Genomic DNA, 16,247 nt, shown 5'->3' on the forward strand with positions numbered 1-16,247 from the left:
GACTTACTCCTTTGCGGATTGCATTTCTTGGCGCAGGGCGGCAATGGTTCCACCAATGTCGTCCGCGCCGACTATTTCGGTGACCAGGGCCACGCAGCGCGCGCCGCGTCGGACCACATCGGCCACATTGTGTTCCTTGATGCCGCCAATGGCCACGAAGGGAATGTCCCACTCGGCCACCACGTGCTCCAAATATTCAAACCCTACCGGGTCCACCACGTCGTCCTTGGTGAAGGTGCGGAAGATCGGCCCGACACCGATGTAGTCCGCCCCGCTCTCCACCGCTGCCCGTGCCTGCGCCGGGGAATGCGTGGACAGACCGATGGCCATGTCCTCGCCCACCAGCCGCCGCACGGCCTGGACCGGAAAATCTTCCTGCCCGATATGCACGCCGTCCGCCCCGACCATCATGGCCAGATCAATGTCGTCATTGACGATAAAGGCGGCTCCGGCTTCCCGGGTCATCCGGCGCAATTCCAGGCACTCGGCGTACTTGGCACCGGTTTTCTTTTCCTTTTCACGGTACTGGACCAACCGGATACCGGCGTCGAGCATGGCCCGCACCACCTCCACGTTGCTACGCCCGTTCGAGAACTTCTCGGCGGTCAGGCAGTAGAGGTCGGTATCCAGTATGTTCTGTCGTGTAATCTCCTTTTTCTCCATCAACAACCTCCGTTTGCGAACCGGTCCAGAAAATGACCGAGCACCACGTCCGCCTGTTTTGCAGCAACAACGCCCACGCGGGGGGAAAATGGCGGATGCTCGTCGTCACACGTAGTCTTGCCGTCACCGACAAGCCACACGTTGTCCCGCACCTTTCGGCAGACCAGGGCATCGGAATTGCCGACCCCGCCCATCCCCGAAGCGGTAACGAACAGGATGTCCCCACTCCAGAATATCTCCGCCATCGTTGCCTTGGCCGACGGTTCGTCCAAGGCCTCGATCACGGCGTCGCACCCGACAAACAACTCACGGGTATTCTGCGCAGTCAGCCGAAGGCGATGTGCCTCGACCTCGGTATCGGGATTAACCTGCCGCATGTTGGTGGCCAGGGCGTCCACCTTGGGTAGACCGACCTGATCCATGCGGTATGCCTGACGGTTCAGGTTGGACGGCTCCACCACGTCAAAATCCGCGATGACGAACCGCTTGAAGCCGCTGCGCACCAGATGCATGGCGCAGTTGGACCCAAGCCCGCCCGCCCCGGCTATGCCGAGGGTCACGGACTGGAGATGGGCCAGACGCTCCGGACCGAGGTATCGAACCATGCCCTGCTCGGCCAGGTTCATGCAGCCCCCCGCCCGGCGAGAATCGGCTCCCAGTCCTTGAAAACAGGCTGAAAACCGCGCTCGCGCAATACGGCACACATCTCGTCCACACTACGGCCATCGCTGATCTCGAACTGCCCGACGCTCTCGTCTTCCCCGTCCTTTTCCGCATGACCGCCCACTGCCGTGGAAACTCCGGCCGAAACCCGGGTAACGCCGAGCGGCAGAAGATTCTCGCGAAAAGCGGGCGCCTCGCGGGTGGAGATGGTGATGCCCAGGCGGGGCCGATAGATGCGCATGGCCAGCAGCACCTGCACCAAATCCCGGTCCGAAACCACGGTGGCTGGCTGATAGGCCCCGGCATGGGGACGCATACGCGGCAGCGAGGTCGCAATGTCCACCTCGGGGTACCGATCCATGAGCCAGCCCGCGTGCAGGCCGGTCAAAAAGGCATCGTGCCGCCAGTCCGCCAAGCCGAGCAAGGCACCGATGTTGACCACACGCATTCCGGCCCGGCACGCCCGCTCCGGTGCGTCCAGACGGAAACGAAAGTCGCTCTTGGGACCACGCGGGTGCAGCGTGGGATAAAGCTTTTCGTCGTACGTTTCCTGAAACATGGTCATGCCGTCCACGCCCTCGGCAGCCAGAGCGGCATACTCCCCCTCTTCCATGGCGTAAATCTCGATGGATACCGAGGGGAAATAGCTGCGCAGGACCGTGACACAATCGCGCAGATAGTCCGGCCCCGCCTTAGCCCGGCAGTCGCCGGTAAGGATCAACAGATTTTTCAGGCCGGTAGAGGCAATGGCCTTGGCCTCGACCTCCACCTCTTCCAGCGTCAACTGGCTGCGCGGGATACGGTTCTTGGAATTGAAACCGCAATAAACGCAGTGATTGTTGCAGAAGTTGGAGAGATAAAGCGGAGTGAACAGATGGATAGTCCGCCCGAAATGCTGAAGGGTCAGGCGGCTCGCCTTCTGCGCCATGGCCTCCAGATGCGGCGTGGCCGCAGGGCTGAGCATGGCCAGCAAGTCGAGAGGACCGGGATTGTCCGCAACAAGGGCACGCCGGACATCCACTTCGGTCATGGCCGCAATGCGTTCGTCCAGTCCCCCGTTCATCCACTCGGTACAGGTAGAATAAAAGCTCATGCCGCAGCCTCCGAATCCAGGAAGCCGGTGAGCGGCGAAGATGCCACAGCTGAACCGGACCGAGCACCCGGCCCGGAAAGATAGGCATCACGCCCGGCCTGGACAGCTATGCCGAACGCCCTGGCCATGGCGACAGGATCGTCGGCCGTGGCAATGGCGGTATTGACCAGGCAGGCATCCGCGCCCATCTCCATGGCTTCACACGCTTCGCTGGGGCGGCCGATTCCGGCATCCACCACAATGGGCAGATCGATCTCCTCCACAAGGATGCGCACCATCTCGCGGGTCTTGATGCCCCGGTTGGAACCAATGGGCGAGCCGAGCGGCATGACGGCGGCGGCACCGGCATCAACCAGCGAGCGGGCCACATAGAGATCTGGATTGATATACGGCAGCACCACGAATCCCTCATTGGCGAGTATTTCCGTGGCCTTGGCAGTTTCATAGCCGTCGGGCAGCAGATAGCGATTATCTGAAATGACCTCTATCTTGATCCAGTCGCCGCATCCCATGGCTTTGGCCAAACGGGCTATACGCACGGCCTCGTCCGCAGTCCGCGCGCCCGAGGTATTGGGCAGCAACTGCATGTTTTTCGGGATGCAGTCCATCACATTGCCGGTTGCGGATTCCAGATCAATCCGGCGCAATGCCACGGTGATAACCTGGGATCCGGAGGCTTCGCACACACCGGGGATAAGGGAATCGTCCCGATATTTGCCTGTGCCGATAAAAAGTCGGCTGGTCAACTCCAGCCCGCCGATAGTCAACGTATCCTTGCTCATGAAGTTCTCCTAGCCGCCACCGACAAAGCGCAGCACCTCAAGGTGATCTCCGTCACACAGGACGGTTTTCCCACAGTCCGCACCCGGCACGATGGCTTGGTTCAGCTCGGCCACCACGCCGTCCGCCGGAATATTTCGTTCCTCAAGCAGTCCAAGCAACGTCTGCCCTTCCTGCAATTCGGTCTCCGTTCCATTGACGACAACAACCATGGTCGGCTCCTGGTAAAAAAAAATGCGCTTGCCGGGGTGGCAAGCGCATACGAAATGAAGACATAACGAGGTGCAGCTTCCCTACGGCAGTATTATCCGCATCAGGTTCAAAGGGTCGGGTTTTTTACCCATCTCAGCCCCAAAGGGGCCCCCCTAGCTTGTTGCACCGTATGCCAATCACATGACATTGTAAAGGCGCTCATTTTAGATAGCTTATACAGTTATTAAAATAAGTTATATGTATTTTGTTTCAATTTTGAACACTCTTTATTTCCAGAATTCGGCCACTAAGAACACCTTCGATTCATATAAAATTCGAAAATACTAAAGTTTTGCAAACCTCTGGCCGATAAGTTTTCCGTGACCGAACTTCAAAGGGGGAATAGATTCATGTTCTCGACCTTATATCAGGCCACCGGCTTCAAGCGTGCCCTCATCCTCTGCAAAGAGGGAAGACTTGAAGAAGCGGAAGCTATTCTGAAGAGCCTCCAGGATGAGTTCCTGGCAGTTTGCGAAGAAAACGAAGCGCTCAAGACACAGCTGAACGAGGTGGCCGACGTGCTGAATCTGGCGGAAAAGATCCAGTTCGATGGGCAAAAATATTGGCTGGCGGAAGAAAATGAAAGAAAAGGCCCGTTCTGCCAGGTCTGCTATGACAGGGACGGCCTGCTGGTTCATCTTCAGGCTCGCGATAAACACTGGGAATGCCAGAACTGCCATGGTCTGTACATGATGCCCAGGGACGAAGCTGAAAAGCAGCCCGTCAAGCGCGCGACACCCCGCGCAAAAGCCAGAAAAGCGATTCCTCTCTTTCTCGAACGCGAAATGGGATAGTACAAAAAAAGCGCAGCCTTGAGCTGCGCTTTTTTTCGTTCTCATAGTGTACCGGTTCTTCTACATGAACTTGGTACCGATCAATGTGGTTTTCCTGACCCAGTATTCAATCATTCCCGCATCATCAAAACGAATTACGGCATAGGACAGATCGCCAGTATCCATGCCCGGAAGGTAAATCAGCACGGCCAGATTCTTTGCGGCCCGGCGGTTTTCCTTCCACATGGTGGAGGCAAAATCCTTGAGCGCATCCGCCTTAGGCAAAACCTTGGTGCTCAAAAAGACTTTGAGCGTGATCCAGGCAATGCCGTACTGGCGGGACTCGGACCGTTCCAAAAGACGGTACTGATAGCCGTGCGCCGTCTCGTTGGGCGTGGGGTCAACACGTTTTGCACCAGTGAATCGGGATCGATCTATGACAATGGTTTTTCGCTCTCCAGCAGTTGGTGCGGCATCCAAGTTGGGAGCAGCCGGTGCAGGTGCCAGTTCCGGGCTCCGCTTCGCCTTTGCCGACTCGGCAATATGAACCGACTTCGGAGCTTCGGCCGCTTTTTCCTGCGCAGGTGGCATGGGGACAGGATGCTCCACTTCCCTTTTTTCGGGAACAATCACTTCCGGCTCCGGCTTTGGTGCGGGAGGAGGTGTAACCTTGCCCGCCACCTGCCCGGGGCCTTTCCCTGCTTCAACAACAGGCGATGACGCAGCTTTCGAAACAGGCGCAGGGGCTTTCGCGGACTCGAAGTATTTGGAACTCGCATAGCCCATACCGTTCATATCCGAACGAATCGTCGCATCGGGCCGAAAAACCAAAGACCAATCCCCGTCCGGGAAATCGACCTTGACGACCTCCCCTTCCTTGAGCATGTCGAGCCGTTTGCCTCGAATGTCCGGCTTGCTGCGGATATTCAGATTGCGCGTGACGGTGACATATTCGCCCCATGCCTCAGGCTCGTAACGGCCGCGTTTATTCCTGAGGTATTTGGCATTGGAAAATCCGGCGGCATACCGTTCGTCGGCACGGGTCTCATTCGACTCGAAAACAGCTACCCATCCGTTTTTTTCGAACCCGATACGGACCTTCTGACCCGGATACAGTGAACCGACCCATTTGGCACGGGCGGACCGGGAAGCACGCAGGTTGAGCGGCCTGTCCGGGTAGGCGATCCGCCCGAAGGCCAGGGCGGAACCAGTCAGCAGAAGCAGCCAGGCTGCCGTCAAAACAAGTAATTTTATGCGCATATTGCCACCTTACAGCATGGCGTTGAGTTCTTTGATGACCCGGTCCGTCATGTCCACGGCAGGGGAAACATAGCCTATGATTTCCGGGTCGGTGATGATCATGGTGAAGCCGCGCTCCTCCGCAATGCGTCGCAGGATGGAATCCGCCCGGCGCATGATGAACTGGATGAGGTGCCGCTCCTCGGTCTGGATATCCAGGTTGCTGTTCTTCACCAGGTCTTCATAGTCGCGAGCCTTGAGGCGCAGATCCTTTTCCTTGTACTGCTGCTCGGATACCGACAGGGTATTGCTTTCAACCTCGGCCTTGAGACCGTCTATCCTGGACAGCAGTCCGCTCACCCGGCGATCCTTTTCCCGACCCAGCCGCGCAAGGTCTTCCTGCGCAATCTGGCCGATCTTGGACTCATTGATGATGCGCTGGGGGTTCACGAACCCCACCTTGGACTCCTGGGCGGCGGCGGGTGCGGCGCACAGCAGGCACAGCAGCAGACCGGCCAATCCCATATGTAATGATTTCATTTGCATGGCTCTCTTGATCTTACGGAAGAATACGGCACTGTAGCCGCAAACGACATGAATTGTCGAGATGTTCACAAAGTGGTCAGCGGATCGAGGTCCAGGGAAAGACGCACCTCGCCGGGTGCTGGATTGGCCTGCACCAGATAGCCATACAGCGTGCGCAGTTTTCCCCAGTCGTGCCCCTTGAGCAGACAGTTGAACCGACGGCGGCCCCGCAACATGCTCAACGGTGCCGGAGCCGGTCCGAGCGCCGTGATCTCCAGTTCTCCGGCATGGGCTCGCAGGGCATTGCCGATGTGGGCCACGGCATCCGCCCCGCCGTCAAACTTGGCGGGATGACTGATACGGACAAGGGCCAGCTTGGAAAATGGGGGATAGCCGAACATCTTCCGCCGCCCGATTTCCCGTTGGAAAAACCCCGTATAATCGCCGCCGAGCACTTCGTTCCAGATGGGATGGACCGGGTTTCGTGTCTGAATGAGTACCCGCCCAGGCGCGTCACCCCGCCCGGCACGTCCCGCCACCTGCACCAAAAGCTGGAATGTCCGCTCCCCGGACCGATAGTCCGGCAAGTTGAGGCCGAGATCACCATCGGCAACCACAACCAGGGTGACGCGCGGAAAATGGTGGCCCTTGGAAATCATCTGTGTCCCGACCAGCACCTGCGCCTCGCCCCGTCCGAAGGCGGCGAGAATCTCTTCCATGCGCTCCTGGCGGCGGGTGGCGTCGCGATCAAGCCGAAGCACGCCCGTTCCCTCCGGCAGCGCCTCTTCCAGCCGCTCCACCAGCCGCTCCGTGCCCTCGCCCATGGGTACGAAATTCCCGCCTCCGCATTTGGAGCACAGCAACGGGTAGGGATAGGTCAATCCGCAGTAATGGCAAACCACCCGCTCCCGGCCCTTGTGGTAGGTCATGCCCACCTCGCATTCCGGGCAGCGCACGGCCTCGCCGCAATCCAGGCAATACATGACAGGCGCATACCCACGGCGGTTGAGCATGACGATAACCTGCTCGCCCGCCTTTACCGCCTCGGCCACGGCATCCAGGGTTTCCTGCGCAAAAAAATTGTCGCCAGTCAGTCCGGAAATATCCACCAGCCGAACGGTCGGCAGCTCACTGTTTCCGACACGTTCCTTGAGGACTGAAATCGGAATGGCTCCGCTTCTGGCAGCCTGGAACGTCTTTACATCCGGCGTGGCCGACCCCAGCACCAAAAGCGCCTTGGATTTCTCAGCCAAAAACCAGGCTACTTCCTTGGCGTGGTAGCTCAAACGCTCTTCCTGCTTGAAAGACTCGTCATGCTCCTCGTCCAGCACGATCATCCCCGGCCTTTGCACCGGAAGAAAAAGAGAGGATCGGGTGCCGACCACGATCATCGGGCCTTTCTCCCGCGCCACGCGGGAAAAGGTGGCCTCCCGTTTTCCGGGGCTTTGATAGCCGTGGTACAGCAGGACTCTCTCATTGGGGAATCTGGAGACGGCTTCCCGATACAGGGAACAGGCCAGCGCCACTTCGGGTGCCAGCAGCATGACGGACAAACCCCGTTCCAGGCAGGTACGGGCCATCTCAAGGTAGAGAAAGGTCTTGCCGCTTCCGGTCACGCCGTGCACCAGATGCGGCCCGCCCCCGGCGTCCAGGGTCGCGGTCAGTTCGGCCAACACGGTCCGTTGCTCGGGTGTCGGGTCCACCGCCAATTCGGAAGGGCCGTCGCAGGCAGGCTCCTGGTCGACTTCATCGACCATGTCCGCGCTAACCCGGCCAAGTGTGACCAATTCGGCCTTTTCCAACTGCACCAGGGTTGGATTGACCCAATCCCCAAGGGCGCATTTCAAAGAAAAAAGACTGCGCGGACCGTTGTCGTGCAAGAATTCCAAAAGACGCAGTTGACGTTTGGCATTGGGCCGGACAGGCCACGGCGGGTCCGATACAAGAGAAGCGAATTGTTCCTCGGCTTCTCGCTTACTGCTCAACTGCACCCGCATCCGCCCTGCCTGCCAAAGCTTGGCCAGCGCGTCCAGATCCGCTTCACAAAACTTGTTCAACCCGGACGGCTTGATGGTGCCGGGCAATTCCCGGTCGGACATATGCCGGTCCACACGGAAGGTCACCGATGCGGTCCGCAGCCCGCGCGGGAGAAGAATCTCAAGGATGCGCCCAACGCTGGTCATCTGGCGCGAGGCCATGTTGGCCGCAAGGTCCAGGTACCCGGCCGAAAGAAGCGGCCTGCGCTCCAAAGGCCAGAGTATAGGCTTGATCGCCACGCCTTCGGGCACGGTCTCGGCCGGGCCGAGAACCACCCCCATGCGATGGGAACGCCCCAAGGGAATGATGACGCGCTGTCCCGGTTCCGGCACAGGCACATGCGAAGGGCGCTCGTAAGTCAAGACCTGATAAGGAGGACTGACGAGCGTAACCTGCCAAAGATCGGCCATGAAAATCCTATTTGGCCGTCGGGTACTTGAGCAGGCCGCGCATCAGCGTGAAGGGTTCCGGCGGTGCGACGCAGGGAGTCGGGTCCAGTGCATCCCGTGCATAGAGCTCCTCGCCCTCCGCACGATTGACCGCTATCCAACGGACAGTCGCCCTGATCGTGGTGCCATCCCGGGTCACACCGACGGACTGCGGCAGGCTGAACCCGCCGAGCACGCGAAAATCCGAATAGGACAACGTCGTCAGATCACTGCCCGTCCCATACCGGATGAGCAGCGGGGCTTCGGACTCGTTGTCCAGAAACACAGCAGGAGCATCGCCCGATTCCGTCGTATCCGCCCCAAACAGATAGCATGGGGTTTCGTCACAGAATCCGTAACCGGCAGTGGCATTGTCCACTCCCCAGGATTTCCAGGTCTCAACCGGGTTGGGGACCATCCAGACGAAAAGCGGGGACAACGGGAAGTCCTCGGCCGTACACCGGGCGGACACATTGCCTTGATATCCGACGGCAATCGCCTTGCCTGCAGCTGATTTCCATTCCTGGCGCCATTTGCCACGGGCATACCAGAGATGCACGGCAACGCCGGGATAATCCGGGAAGCTCATCTCCGCTTCCCATGACGACAGCGGGCCATAGGTGGAATGAACGGCCTGCGCCAACTCGCCATCATCGGGCGTAAAGGCAAAACCGGGAACGGCAAGCGCGAAGAGCAGCATGAAGGCCGCTCCCCATCGGATCAATTGGAACAAGACAGAAGCTCCTGAAGCCTGCGCACGAGTTCGTCTCGCAACTCTTCGTCCTGCAAGGCAAAATAAATGTTGGCGGTCAAATACTCCACCCAGTCGCCGGCATCGAAACGCTGGCCGCCCAGCTTGACGGCAATAAGCTTGTCGCGATCAGCCAGCCCCTGAAGCGCGTCGGTAAGCTGGATTTCACCACCCACGCCCGGCTTCTGGCTCTGAAGAATATCGAAAATTTCCGGCAGCAAAACGTATCGACCAATGATTGCCAGATTAGAGGGGGCATCCTCCTTGCGAGGCTTTTCCACCAGGCTGTTCACCCGATAGGTTCTGTCCCCTTCCTTGGAACCGGCTATCACGCCATACTTGCTCACCTTGTCATCCGGCACTTCGATAACGCCGACCACGGCCTTACCCGTGGACTCAGCGGCCCGGATAAGTTCACCGATGCCCGTTCCCCGGCCGAAGAGCAGGTCGTCGCCGAGCATGACGGCAAAAGGTTCGTTTTTGCAGACCTCTCGCGCTGTCAGAACGGCGTGGCCGAGGCCGAGCTGTTCCTTCTGGCGGACTGCAATGACGTTGACCAGATTGGCCACGTGTCGGACTTCATCCAGCATCTTGGTTTTGGCCGCCCTGGCCAGCAACTGCTCAAGCAGAAAATTTCGGTCGAAATGGTCCTCTATGATCGTCTTGTTCTGGTTGGTAACAAAGACCACATCGGACAATCCGGCATCTATGCCTTCTTCCACAATATACTGCACAATGGGTTTGCGAAAAATGGGCAGCATTTCCTTGGGCACGTTCTTGGTGGCTGGCAGAGAGCGGGTGCCCCAACCGGCAACAGGGATGACGGCTTTCTTTATTTCCATGCTATTCCTCCCGTTTTTTGTCCTTGTCGTCGCGAATTTTCATTGATGCCCGTTTTGTTCCGCACACACCGGGCCACATCTGCGGCAAACAGATGACTAGCGCAAAAACTTCTCGCAAACCTCAACAAGATCTTCCGTGCAGGATTCGACCAACGGCAAATCCGGCCCCTCCACCATGACGCGGCAAAGGGATTCCGTACCGGAATAACGAAGCAAAACCCGCCCCTTTCCGGTGAGGGCCGTCTCAACCTTGCATACAGCCTTCTGCACTTCGGGAACATCCTCAAAAGGCACCTTGCGCTCCACCCGCACATTTTTCAGCACCTGCGGGAATGGTTCCAGAAGACCGGCCAGTTCGGAAAGAGGTTTTTCTTTCTCGCACATTATGCGCAGCAACTGCAAGGCAGCCAAAAGACCATCACCCGTTGTGGAGTGTTCCATAAAGATAAGGTGCCCGGACTGTTCCCCACCCAGGACCGCGCCTTCACGGCGCATCGCCTCCACCACGTAGCGGTCGCCCACGGCCGTGCGCAACAATCTGCCGCCATGCTCCTGCATGAAAAGCTCAAGGGCCATGTTGCTCATGACGGTGGAGACCAGCAGATTGCCCGGCAGCCGATCCTGTTCCAGCAGTTCCAGAGCACTCAGGGCCATGATCTGATCCCCATCAAGGATGCGGCCGTTCTCGTCGCAAACGATAAGTCGGTCGGCATCGCCGTCCAAGGCAATGCCCATATCGGCCCCCTGCTCCCTTACGACATGGGAAATGACCTCGGGATGCAGTGACCCGCAGTATTCATTGATATTCAGTCCGTCGGGATCAACTCCGACCGAAATGACCTTGGCACCCAGCTCCTCCAGGACGTAGGGAGCCGTGCTATAGGCCGCACCGTTGGCGCAATCAAGCACGATCTTCATTCCATCCAGCGTCAGCTTGGGCGAAAAACTGTTCTTGAGGTAGACGATATACCGCCCGCGGGCGTCATTGATGCGCTTGGCGCGGCCGATCTTCTCCGGCGCCGGGTAGTTCCATTCTGTATGCTGGCCCAAGACAAGCGCGCTGATTTCATCCTCGGTCTCGTCCGGCAGCTTGAAGCCCTCGTGGTCAAAGAACTTGATGCCGTTGTCCATGAACGGGTTGTGGCTGGCGGAAATGACCACTCCAAGATCCGCACGCATGTTGCGGGTCAAAAACGAAATGGCCGGAGTGGGCATGGGGCCGACCAGAAAAACATCCATGCCGTTGGCGCACAGCCCGGAGGTCAGGGCTGTCTCGAAAACATAGCCAGAAAGCCTGGTATCCTTGCCTATCACCACGCGATGACGGCCGGAGCCATTACGAAAATATTGTCCAGCGGCCAGCCCAAGCCTGAGCGCGATTTCAGGGGTCATGGGAAAAACATTACCCTGGCCGCGCAGGCCGTCGGTACCGAAAAGCCTCTGCTTCATGAACTATACTCCAACAGGCCGTGTCAGGGCCTATTTTTTCTTCAATACGGTTGTGATGGTCTCGGGATTCTTCTTCACGATTCTACAGCCGTCCGGCAGAATAGCATCGTAGTCCAGCTCAAAGGTCCCTGGTGTGACATGGCTGCCCAAGACAAGCTTGACCCGCATGTCCTTACGGTATTCATTGTTGCGGAAAAGGGCGACGGGGCCATCTATCAGCAGGCGGACGTAATCCTGCGAAACCGAGACATTGAAGTCATCAGGAACAACCAGCTCCAGTGGCATCTTGACCCATATTTCCCTTGTTTTCGGACCAAAGAACGCCTCGACACGGACCTGTCCGGGCGAAGCCTCGATCTCGTCCGGCACGCCAACCGGAACATCCGCGACAAAACTCTTTGGTGCATCATCCGGAAAATCTTCCTTGAGTACGACACTGACCTGATTGATCTTGCCGATCCGGGTTTCCGGCCCTCTGATTTCCACGGTATCCGGTGATGCCACAACATCAAGAAGCTTGTAATCCGGATTGAGCTTTCCAGCCCATGCCGGAGAAAGCGGGACGGTCTTGGTCGTCCGGCGGTCGACAAACAGCTTCAAGCGATTCGGTTTGACCTCGATAATTTCGTAAGTCGGCGGCAAAGGCAATTTGTCGGCATCAATTTCCATGACCTGATTGCCGAGGCGCAAGTGGCTGACATCCAGAGAGTAGGTCAACGGCTGATTGGCCAAGTTGCCCACCAGACCTTTCGGCCCGCGCAGACGGACCTGGATCTTGTCCACCAGCCCTTCCTCGATAATCATGCCTTCCGGGGGGTTGGTCATGACCACAGGCATATCCACCCACGTCTCCACGACTTCCCGGCCGGTGACCAAAAACCAGGTAAAGACGGCCATAGCTACGGCCAGAAGTACGGTCTGCCAATTCTTAACCATCTCAGCGCCCCAGAGCATTGCGCAGCACTCGGCGCAAGCGGGTTTCATCCAAGCTGGTGGTCAGCCTGCCGTTCATGGCGACGGAGACCTCGCCGCGCTCCTCGGATACAACCACGGTCACGGCGTCCGAGCCTTCGGATATGCCGAGAGCCGCCCGGTGCCGGGTGCCGTACATGGGCTGTCCCCTCAGCTTGTTGGAAAGAGGCAGGATACATGCGGCCGCGATAAGCCTGTCGCGCCGGACGATGACGGCCCCGTCATGCAGCGGGGTATCCGTAAAAAATATGGTCTCCAACAATTCCTTATTTACCTTGGCGTCGAGCAGGCTACCCCGCTCGATAATATCCCCAAGCGGCATGTTCTTCTCAATGACGATGATGGCTCCGGTATGCGAGGCGGACATGTCCATCACTGCCCTTACCATCTGATCCAACGTATCGTCACGAACCTGTGACTTGGTCCAGAACCGTTTTGTCCCAACACTGGCCAGGCCCTTGCGGATATCGTTCTTGAACAGAATGATCACCACCAGAAAGATGGAGGTCAGGAACTCACCGAGCAGGGCATTGAGCGTGTAGAGATTAAACAATCCGGAAAGGTAATAAATAACGACGACAACAACCATTCCGTACAGTACGGCAGCGGCGCGGGTTCCCCGCACCAAAACAATGATGTTGTAATAAATGACGGCAACCAGCCCGATATCGAGCAGCACCCGCCAGGTGACCTGTATGCCGAAAAGTTCGAACATGCCTTTATCTTACGCTATTTCCTGAACAATGGTCAACGTCTGCCGGGTGAGTTTTACATCATGGACACGATGAATAAACGCTCCCTTCGCCGCAGTCAGCGCAGTGCCTATCTGCGTGGCATTGCCCCGCTCTCCGACAGGCAGATCAAGCAGCCCCTGCCAAACGGATTTGTTGGACAGCCCCATGTACACAGGTAGCCCCAACGAACGGAATCGGTCGATTCCCCTCAGAATTTCCAGATTATGTTCCAAAAGCTTGCCGAACCCCACACCCGGATCAAGAACAACACGATCCTCCGGCAATCCGGCTTTGACCAGCGCGGCGAGCTTATCTTCAAAAAAAGCCATTATCTCGCCCACAACGTCGCCACAGGACGGAGCATTCTGCATCTGCTCGGGCTTTCCCAGACTGTGCATCAGCACGTAGCCGGGCTTGTACTGCGCAACAACGTCCAGTAATTCAGGCTCGAACGCAAAGGCCGAAACATCGTTGACGATATCCGCCCCAGCGTCCATGGCCGCCGCCGCAACCTTCGCCTTGTAGGTGTCTACCGAGATGGTATGCCCTGCTTCAGCCAGTTCCCGAATCACCGGGACAACGCGAGCCATTTCCTCGGCTTCCGAGACAGGATCGGCATACGGGCGGGTGGACTCGCCGCCGACATCCAGTATGTCGGCCCCCTGCTCCGCCAGCTTCAGCCCATGGGCGGTGCCGCTCTCCACATCAGGGTGCGTACCGCCATCATAAAAGGAATCCGGCGTCACATTGACGATACCGGCAATAAGGAAGGGGGCAGGCCCAAGGACCTTACCCCCCTTCACTGTCCAAATGGAATTTTCCATGGATATTGTTCTATTGGAGCTTCGAGTTTCCATCATCACCGGAACCGCTCTGACTCTCGGGATCTTTTCCTTCCTCTGTTTCCGGCCCTTCATCCTCTTCCAGAATGAAGTCATCCTTCCCGGCCTCGCTCTTGGGCGTATATCCGGGTCCGGCAGGCTTGCCCTCGGCCGTGTAGCCTGAGGGCGATCCCGAACCAGTCTTCCGGTCGGACGATCCCGAAGCGCCAGACTGCCCTCCGCCATCCGACGGGGTTTCCGGCATGGGAGGCAATTCCTTGCCTTCCATCAAAAGGTTGATGTCTTCGCCGGTAATAGTCTCGCGGTCGAGCAACGCCTTGGCAATGGCTTCAAGCGCTTCCAGATTTTCCTTGAGCAGGGTTGTGGCCTGATCGTAGGCATCCTCCACAAACCGGCGCACTTCGGCATCAATGAGCTTTGCAGTCTCCTCGCCGAAATCACGGTTGTGAATGAGCTCCTTGCCCAGAAAGACCTGCTCCTGATTGTCGCCAAAGCTCAGGGGACCGAGCTTGTCGCTCATGCCCCACATGCAGACCATGTTGCGGGCCGTCTTGGTAGCGCGTTCAATATCGTTGCTCGCGCCCGTGGTGAGCTGGTTGAGCACAATCTCTTCAGCGCAACGCCCACCCATGAGCACCGCCATGTTATTGATAAGGAAGTCTTTGGAATAGTTATGCCGATCCTCACCGGGCAGCTGCATGGTAACACCCAATGCACGGCCGCGGGGAATGATGGACACCTTGTGGACCGGGTCCGTGCCGGGCAACAGCTTGGCAACCAGAGCATGTCCAGCCTCATGATAGGCCGTGGTCCGCTTTTCGTCTTCGGAGAGGATGAGGCTGCGCCGCTCACGGCCACCCATCATCAGTTTGTCCTTGGCTTCCTCGAAATCGGCCATACCCACTTGGTCCTTGCCTGCCTTGGCAGCCTGAAGGGCCGCTTCATTGACAAGATTCTCCAGATCGGCACCGGAAAAACCGGGGGTACCACGGGCAAGGATCTCAAGATCGACTTCAGGGGCCAGCGGAGTCTTGCGGCTATGCACCTTAAGGATGTGCTCGCGCCCGCGAAGGTCAGGATTGGGCACCACGACCTGTCGGTCGAAACGACCGGGGCGCAGCAGGGCCGGATCCAGAACATCGGGCCGGTTGGTAGCGGCCACAAGAATGACGCCCTCATTGGACTCGAAACCATCCATCTCGACCAGTAACTGGTTCAGGGTCTGTTCGCGCTCGTCATGTCCGCCGCCCAGGCCGGCTCCACGCTGACGACCGACGGCGTCGATCTCATCAATGAAGATCAGGCAGGGAGCGTTCTTCTTGCCCTGGGCAAAAAGGTCACGCACGCGGGAAGCCCCCACACCGACGAACATCTCTACGAAGTCCGAACCGGAAATGGTATAGAACGGCACCCCGGCCTCGCCGGCAACGGCACGCGCCAGCAGGGTCTTACCGGTACCGGGGCTGCCCACCAGGAGCACGCCTTTGGGGATGCGGCCACCCAGGCGGGTGAACTTGCGCGGCTCACGCAGGAAATCAACGACCTCGGAAAGTTCTTCCTTGGCCTCATCCACACCGGCCACGTCTTCAAACGTGACCTTCGCAGTCTCTTCATTGATCAGGCGCGCCTTGGAACGACCGAAGCTCATGGCTCCGCGTCCTCCACTGCCGCCACCCTGCATCTGGCGCATGAAGAAAATCCAGACGCCGATGAGCAGCAGCATGGGGAACCAGGACAGAAGCAGCGTCATATACCAGGGAGATTCGTCCGGCGGCTCCGCCTTCACCTCCACGCCCTTTTTGATGAGCGTGTCGATGAGCTTGGGATCGTCCGGCGCATAAACCTGGAAGCGCTCACCCGAGCTTTTCGTGCCCGTAATTTTTGGGCCCTGGATCTTAACCTGGGCCACCTCACCGCTATCCACCATCGACAGGAACTGACTGTAAGCCGGTTGATCCTGCGGCATGGGCGGTTGGTTGAACAAATTGAAGAGAACGACCATCAAAATGAAGATAATCGCCCAGATCACAAGATTTTTCATATGATTGTTCAAGGAAACGTCCTCCGGGCGACCGGGCCTTAAACCCGGATTCCCTCTTGAAGGCGCCGCACGACGGTTATAGCGGCCGATGAATTTTCAACCCGTCTGATAGTCTAACCTAATGCCCTTCCGCGAAAAATCAAGAGAGGAAAAGCAAAAAAAG

General features: G+C 58.1%; 16 protein-coding genes and 1 riboswitch. Of the genes, 1 reads left to right on the forward strand and 15 read right to left on the reverse strand.

Annotated elements, in window-relative coordinates; genetic code table 11:
* Positions 1-3 precede the first annotated feature (3 nt).
* The 5 genes from thiE to thiS are packed head-to-tail and all read right to left on the reverse strand — an operon-like array spanning position 4 to position 3,411.
* Positions 4-663 carry a thiamine phosphate synthase gene (gene thiE / locus ACI0FG_RS09595; protein ID WP_419788318.1) on the reverse strand — a complete coding sequence of 220 codons (660 nt, stop codon included), beginning with the start codon at positions 661-663 and terminating at the stop codon, positions 4-6.
* Complete coding sequence (thiF, locus tag ACI0FG_RS09600; protein ID WP_419788319.1) at positions 663-1,289, reverse strand: sulfur carrier protein ThiS adenylyltransferase ThiF; 627 nt, start codon at positions 1,287-1,289, stop codon at positions 663-665. The genes thiE and thiF overlap by 1 nt, the downstream gene beginning before the upstream one ends.
* Entirely contained in the window at positions 1,286-2,419 is a 1,134-nt protein-coding gene (gene thiH, locus ACI0FG_RS09605; protein WP_419788320.1) for a 2-iminoacetate synthase ThiH, read from the reverse strand. The genes thiF and thiH overlap by 4 nt, the downstream gene beginning before the upstream one ends.
* On the reverse strand, positions 2,416-3,201 hold the full coding sequence (locus tag ACI0FG_RS09610) for a thiazole synthase (protein WP_419788321.1): 786 nt from the start codon (positions 3,199-3,201) through the stop codon (positions 2,416-2,418). The genes thiH and ACI0FG_RS09610 overlap by 4 nt, the downstream gene beginning before the upstream one ends.
* A gap of 9 nt (positions 3,202-3,210) precedes the next feature.
* Positions 3,211-3,411: a sulfur carrier protein ThiS gene (gene thiS, locus ACI0FG_RS09615; RefSeq protein WP_419788322.1), complete on the reverse strand. Its 201-nt coding sequence runs from the start codon at positions 3,409-3,411 to the stop codon at positions 3,211-3,213.
* A gap of 61 nt (positions 3,412-3,472) precedes the next feature.
* A riboswitch (TPP riboswitch) is annotated at positions 3,473-3,576 on the reverse strand.
* A 195-nt stretch (positions 3,577-3,771) separates the two neighbouring features.
* Here thiS and ACI0FG_RS09620 point away from each other — a divergent pair.
* Positions 3,772-4,245: a hypothetical protein gene (locus tag ACI0FG_RS09620; RefSeq protein WP_419788323.1), complete on the forward strand. Its 474-nt coding sequence runs from the start codon at positions 3,772-3,774 to the stop codon at positions 4,243-4,245.
* 60 nt (positions 4,246-4,305) lie between these two features.
* On the opposite strand, the gene ACI0FG_RS09625 is transcribed toward ACI0FG_RS09620, so the two are convergent.
* From ACI0FG_RS09625 to ftsH, 10 genes are all read right to left on the reverse strand, one after another.
* Entirely contained in the window at positions 4,306-5,484 is a 1,179-nt protein-coding gene (locus tag ACI0FG_RS09625; protein WP_419788324.1) for an SH3 domain-containing protein, read from the reverse strand.
* A 9-nt stretch (positions 5,485-5,493) separates the two neighbouring features.
* On the reverse strand, positions 5,494-6,003 hold the full coding sequence (locus ACI0FG_RS09630) for an OmpH family outer membrane protein (protein ID WP_419788325.1): 510 nt from the start codon (positions 6,001-6,003) through the stop codon (positions 5,494-5,496).
* A gap of 71 nt (positions 6,004-6,074) precedes the next feature.
* Positions 6,075-8,435, reverse strand: coding sequence for a replication restart helicase PriA (priA, locus tag ACI0FG_RS09635; RefSeq protein WP_419788326.1), 2,361 nt, complete (start codon positions 8,433-8,435; stop codon positions 6,075-6,077).
* A 7-nt stretch (positions 8,436-8,442) separates the two neighbouring features.
* The gene (locus tag ACI0FG_RS09640) at positions 8,443-9,186 is read right to left on the reverse strand and encodes a hypothetical protein (protein WP_419788327.1); all 744 of its coding nucleotides are present in this window, start codon (positions 9,184-9,186) and stop codon (positions 8,443-8,445) included.
* The gene (galU, locus tag ACI0FG_RS09645) at positions 9,174-10,046 is read right to left on the reverse strand and encodes a UTP--glucose-1-phosphate uridylyltransferase GalU (RefSeq protein ID WP_419788328.1); all 873 of its coding nucleotides are present in this window, start codon (positions 10,044-10,046) and stop codon (positions 9,174-9,176) included. Before galU ends, ACI0FG_RS09640 begins: the two co-directional genes overlap by 13 nt.
* Before the next feature lie 96 nt (positions 10,047-10,142).
* Positions 10,143-11,495: a phosphoglucosamine mutase gene (gene glmM, locus ACI0FG_RS09650; protein WP_419788329.1), complete on the reverse strand. Its 1,353-nt coding sequence runs from the start codon at positions 11,493-11,495 to the stop codon at positions 10,143-10,145.
* A gap of 30 nt (positions 11,496-11,525) precedes the next feature.
* Positions 11,526-12,431: a CdaR family protein gene (locus tag ACI0FG_RS09655; RefSeq protein WP_419788330.1), complete on the reverse strand. Its 906-nt coding sequence runs from the start codon at positions 12,429-12,431 to the stop codon at positions 11,526-11,528.
* Between the two features lies 1 nt (position 12,432).
* Positions 12,433-13,182, reverse strand: a complete 750-nt coding sequence (gene cdaA / locus ACI0FG_RS09660; RefSeq protein ID WP_419788331.1) for a diadenylate cyclase CdaA — start codon at positions 13,180-13,182, stop codon at positions 12,433-12,435.
* Between the two features lie 9 nt (positions 13,183-13,191).
* On the reverse strand, positions 13,192-14,025 hold the full coding sequence (gene folP, locus ACI0FG_RS09665; RefSeq protein ID WP_419788332.1) for a dihydropteroate synthase: 834 nt from the start codon (positions 14,023-14,025) through the stop codon (positions 13,192-13,194).
* A gap of 10 nt (positions 14,026-14,035) precedes the next feature.
* Positions 14,036-16,096, reverse strand: coding sequence for an ATP-dependent zinc metalloprotease FtsH (ftsH, locus tag ACI0FG_RS09670; RefSeq protein WP_419788333.1), 2,061 nt, complete (start codon positions 16,094-16,096; stop codon positions 14,036-14,038).
* Between the last annotated feature and the right edge of the window lie 151 nt (positions 16,097-16,247).

The sequence above is a fragment of the Pseudodesulfovibrio sp. 7M6 genome (assembly GCF_050058625.1).
GTDB classification, from domain to species: domain Bacteria; phylum Desulfobacterota; class Desulfovibrionia; order Desulfovibrionales; family Desulfovibrionaceae; genus Pseudodesulfovibrio; species Pseudodesulfovibrio salinus.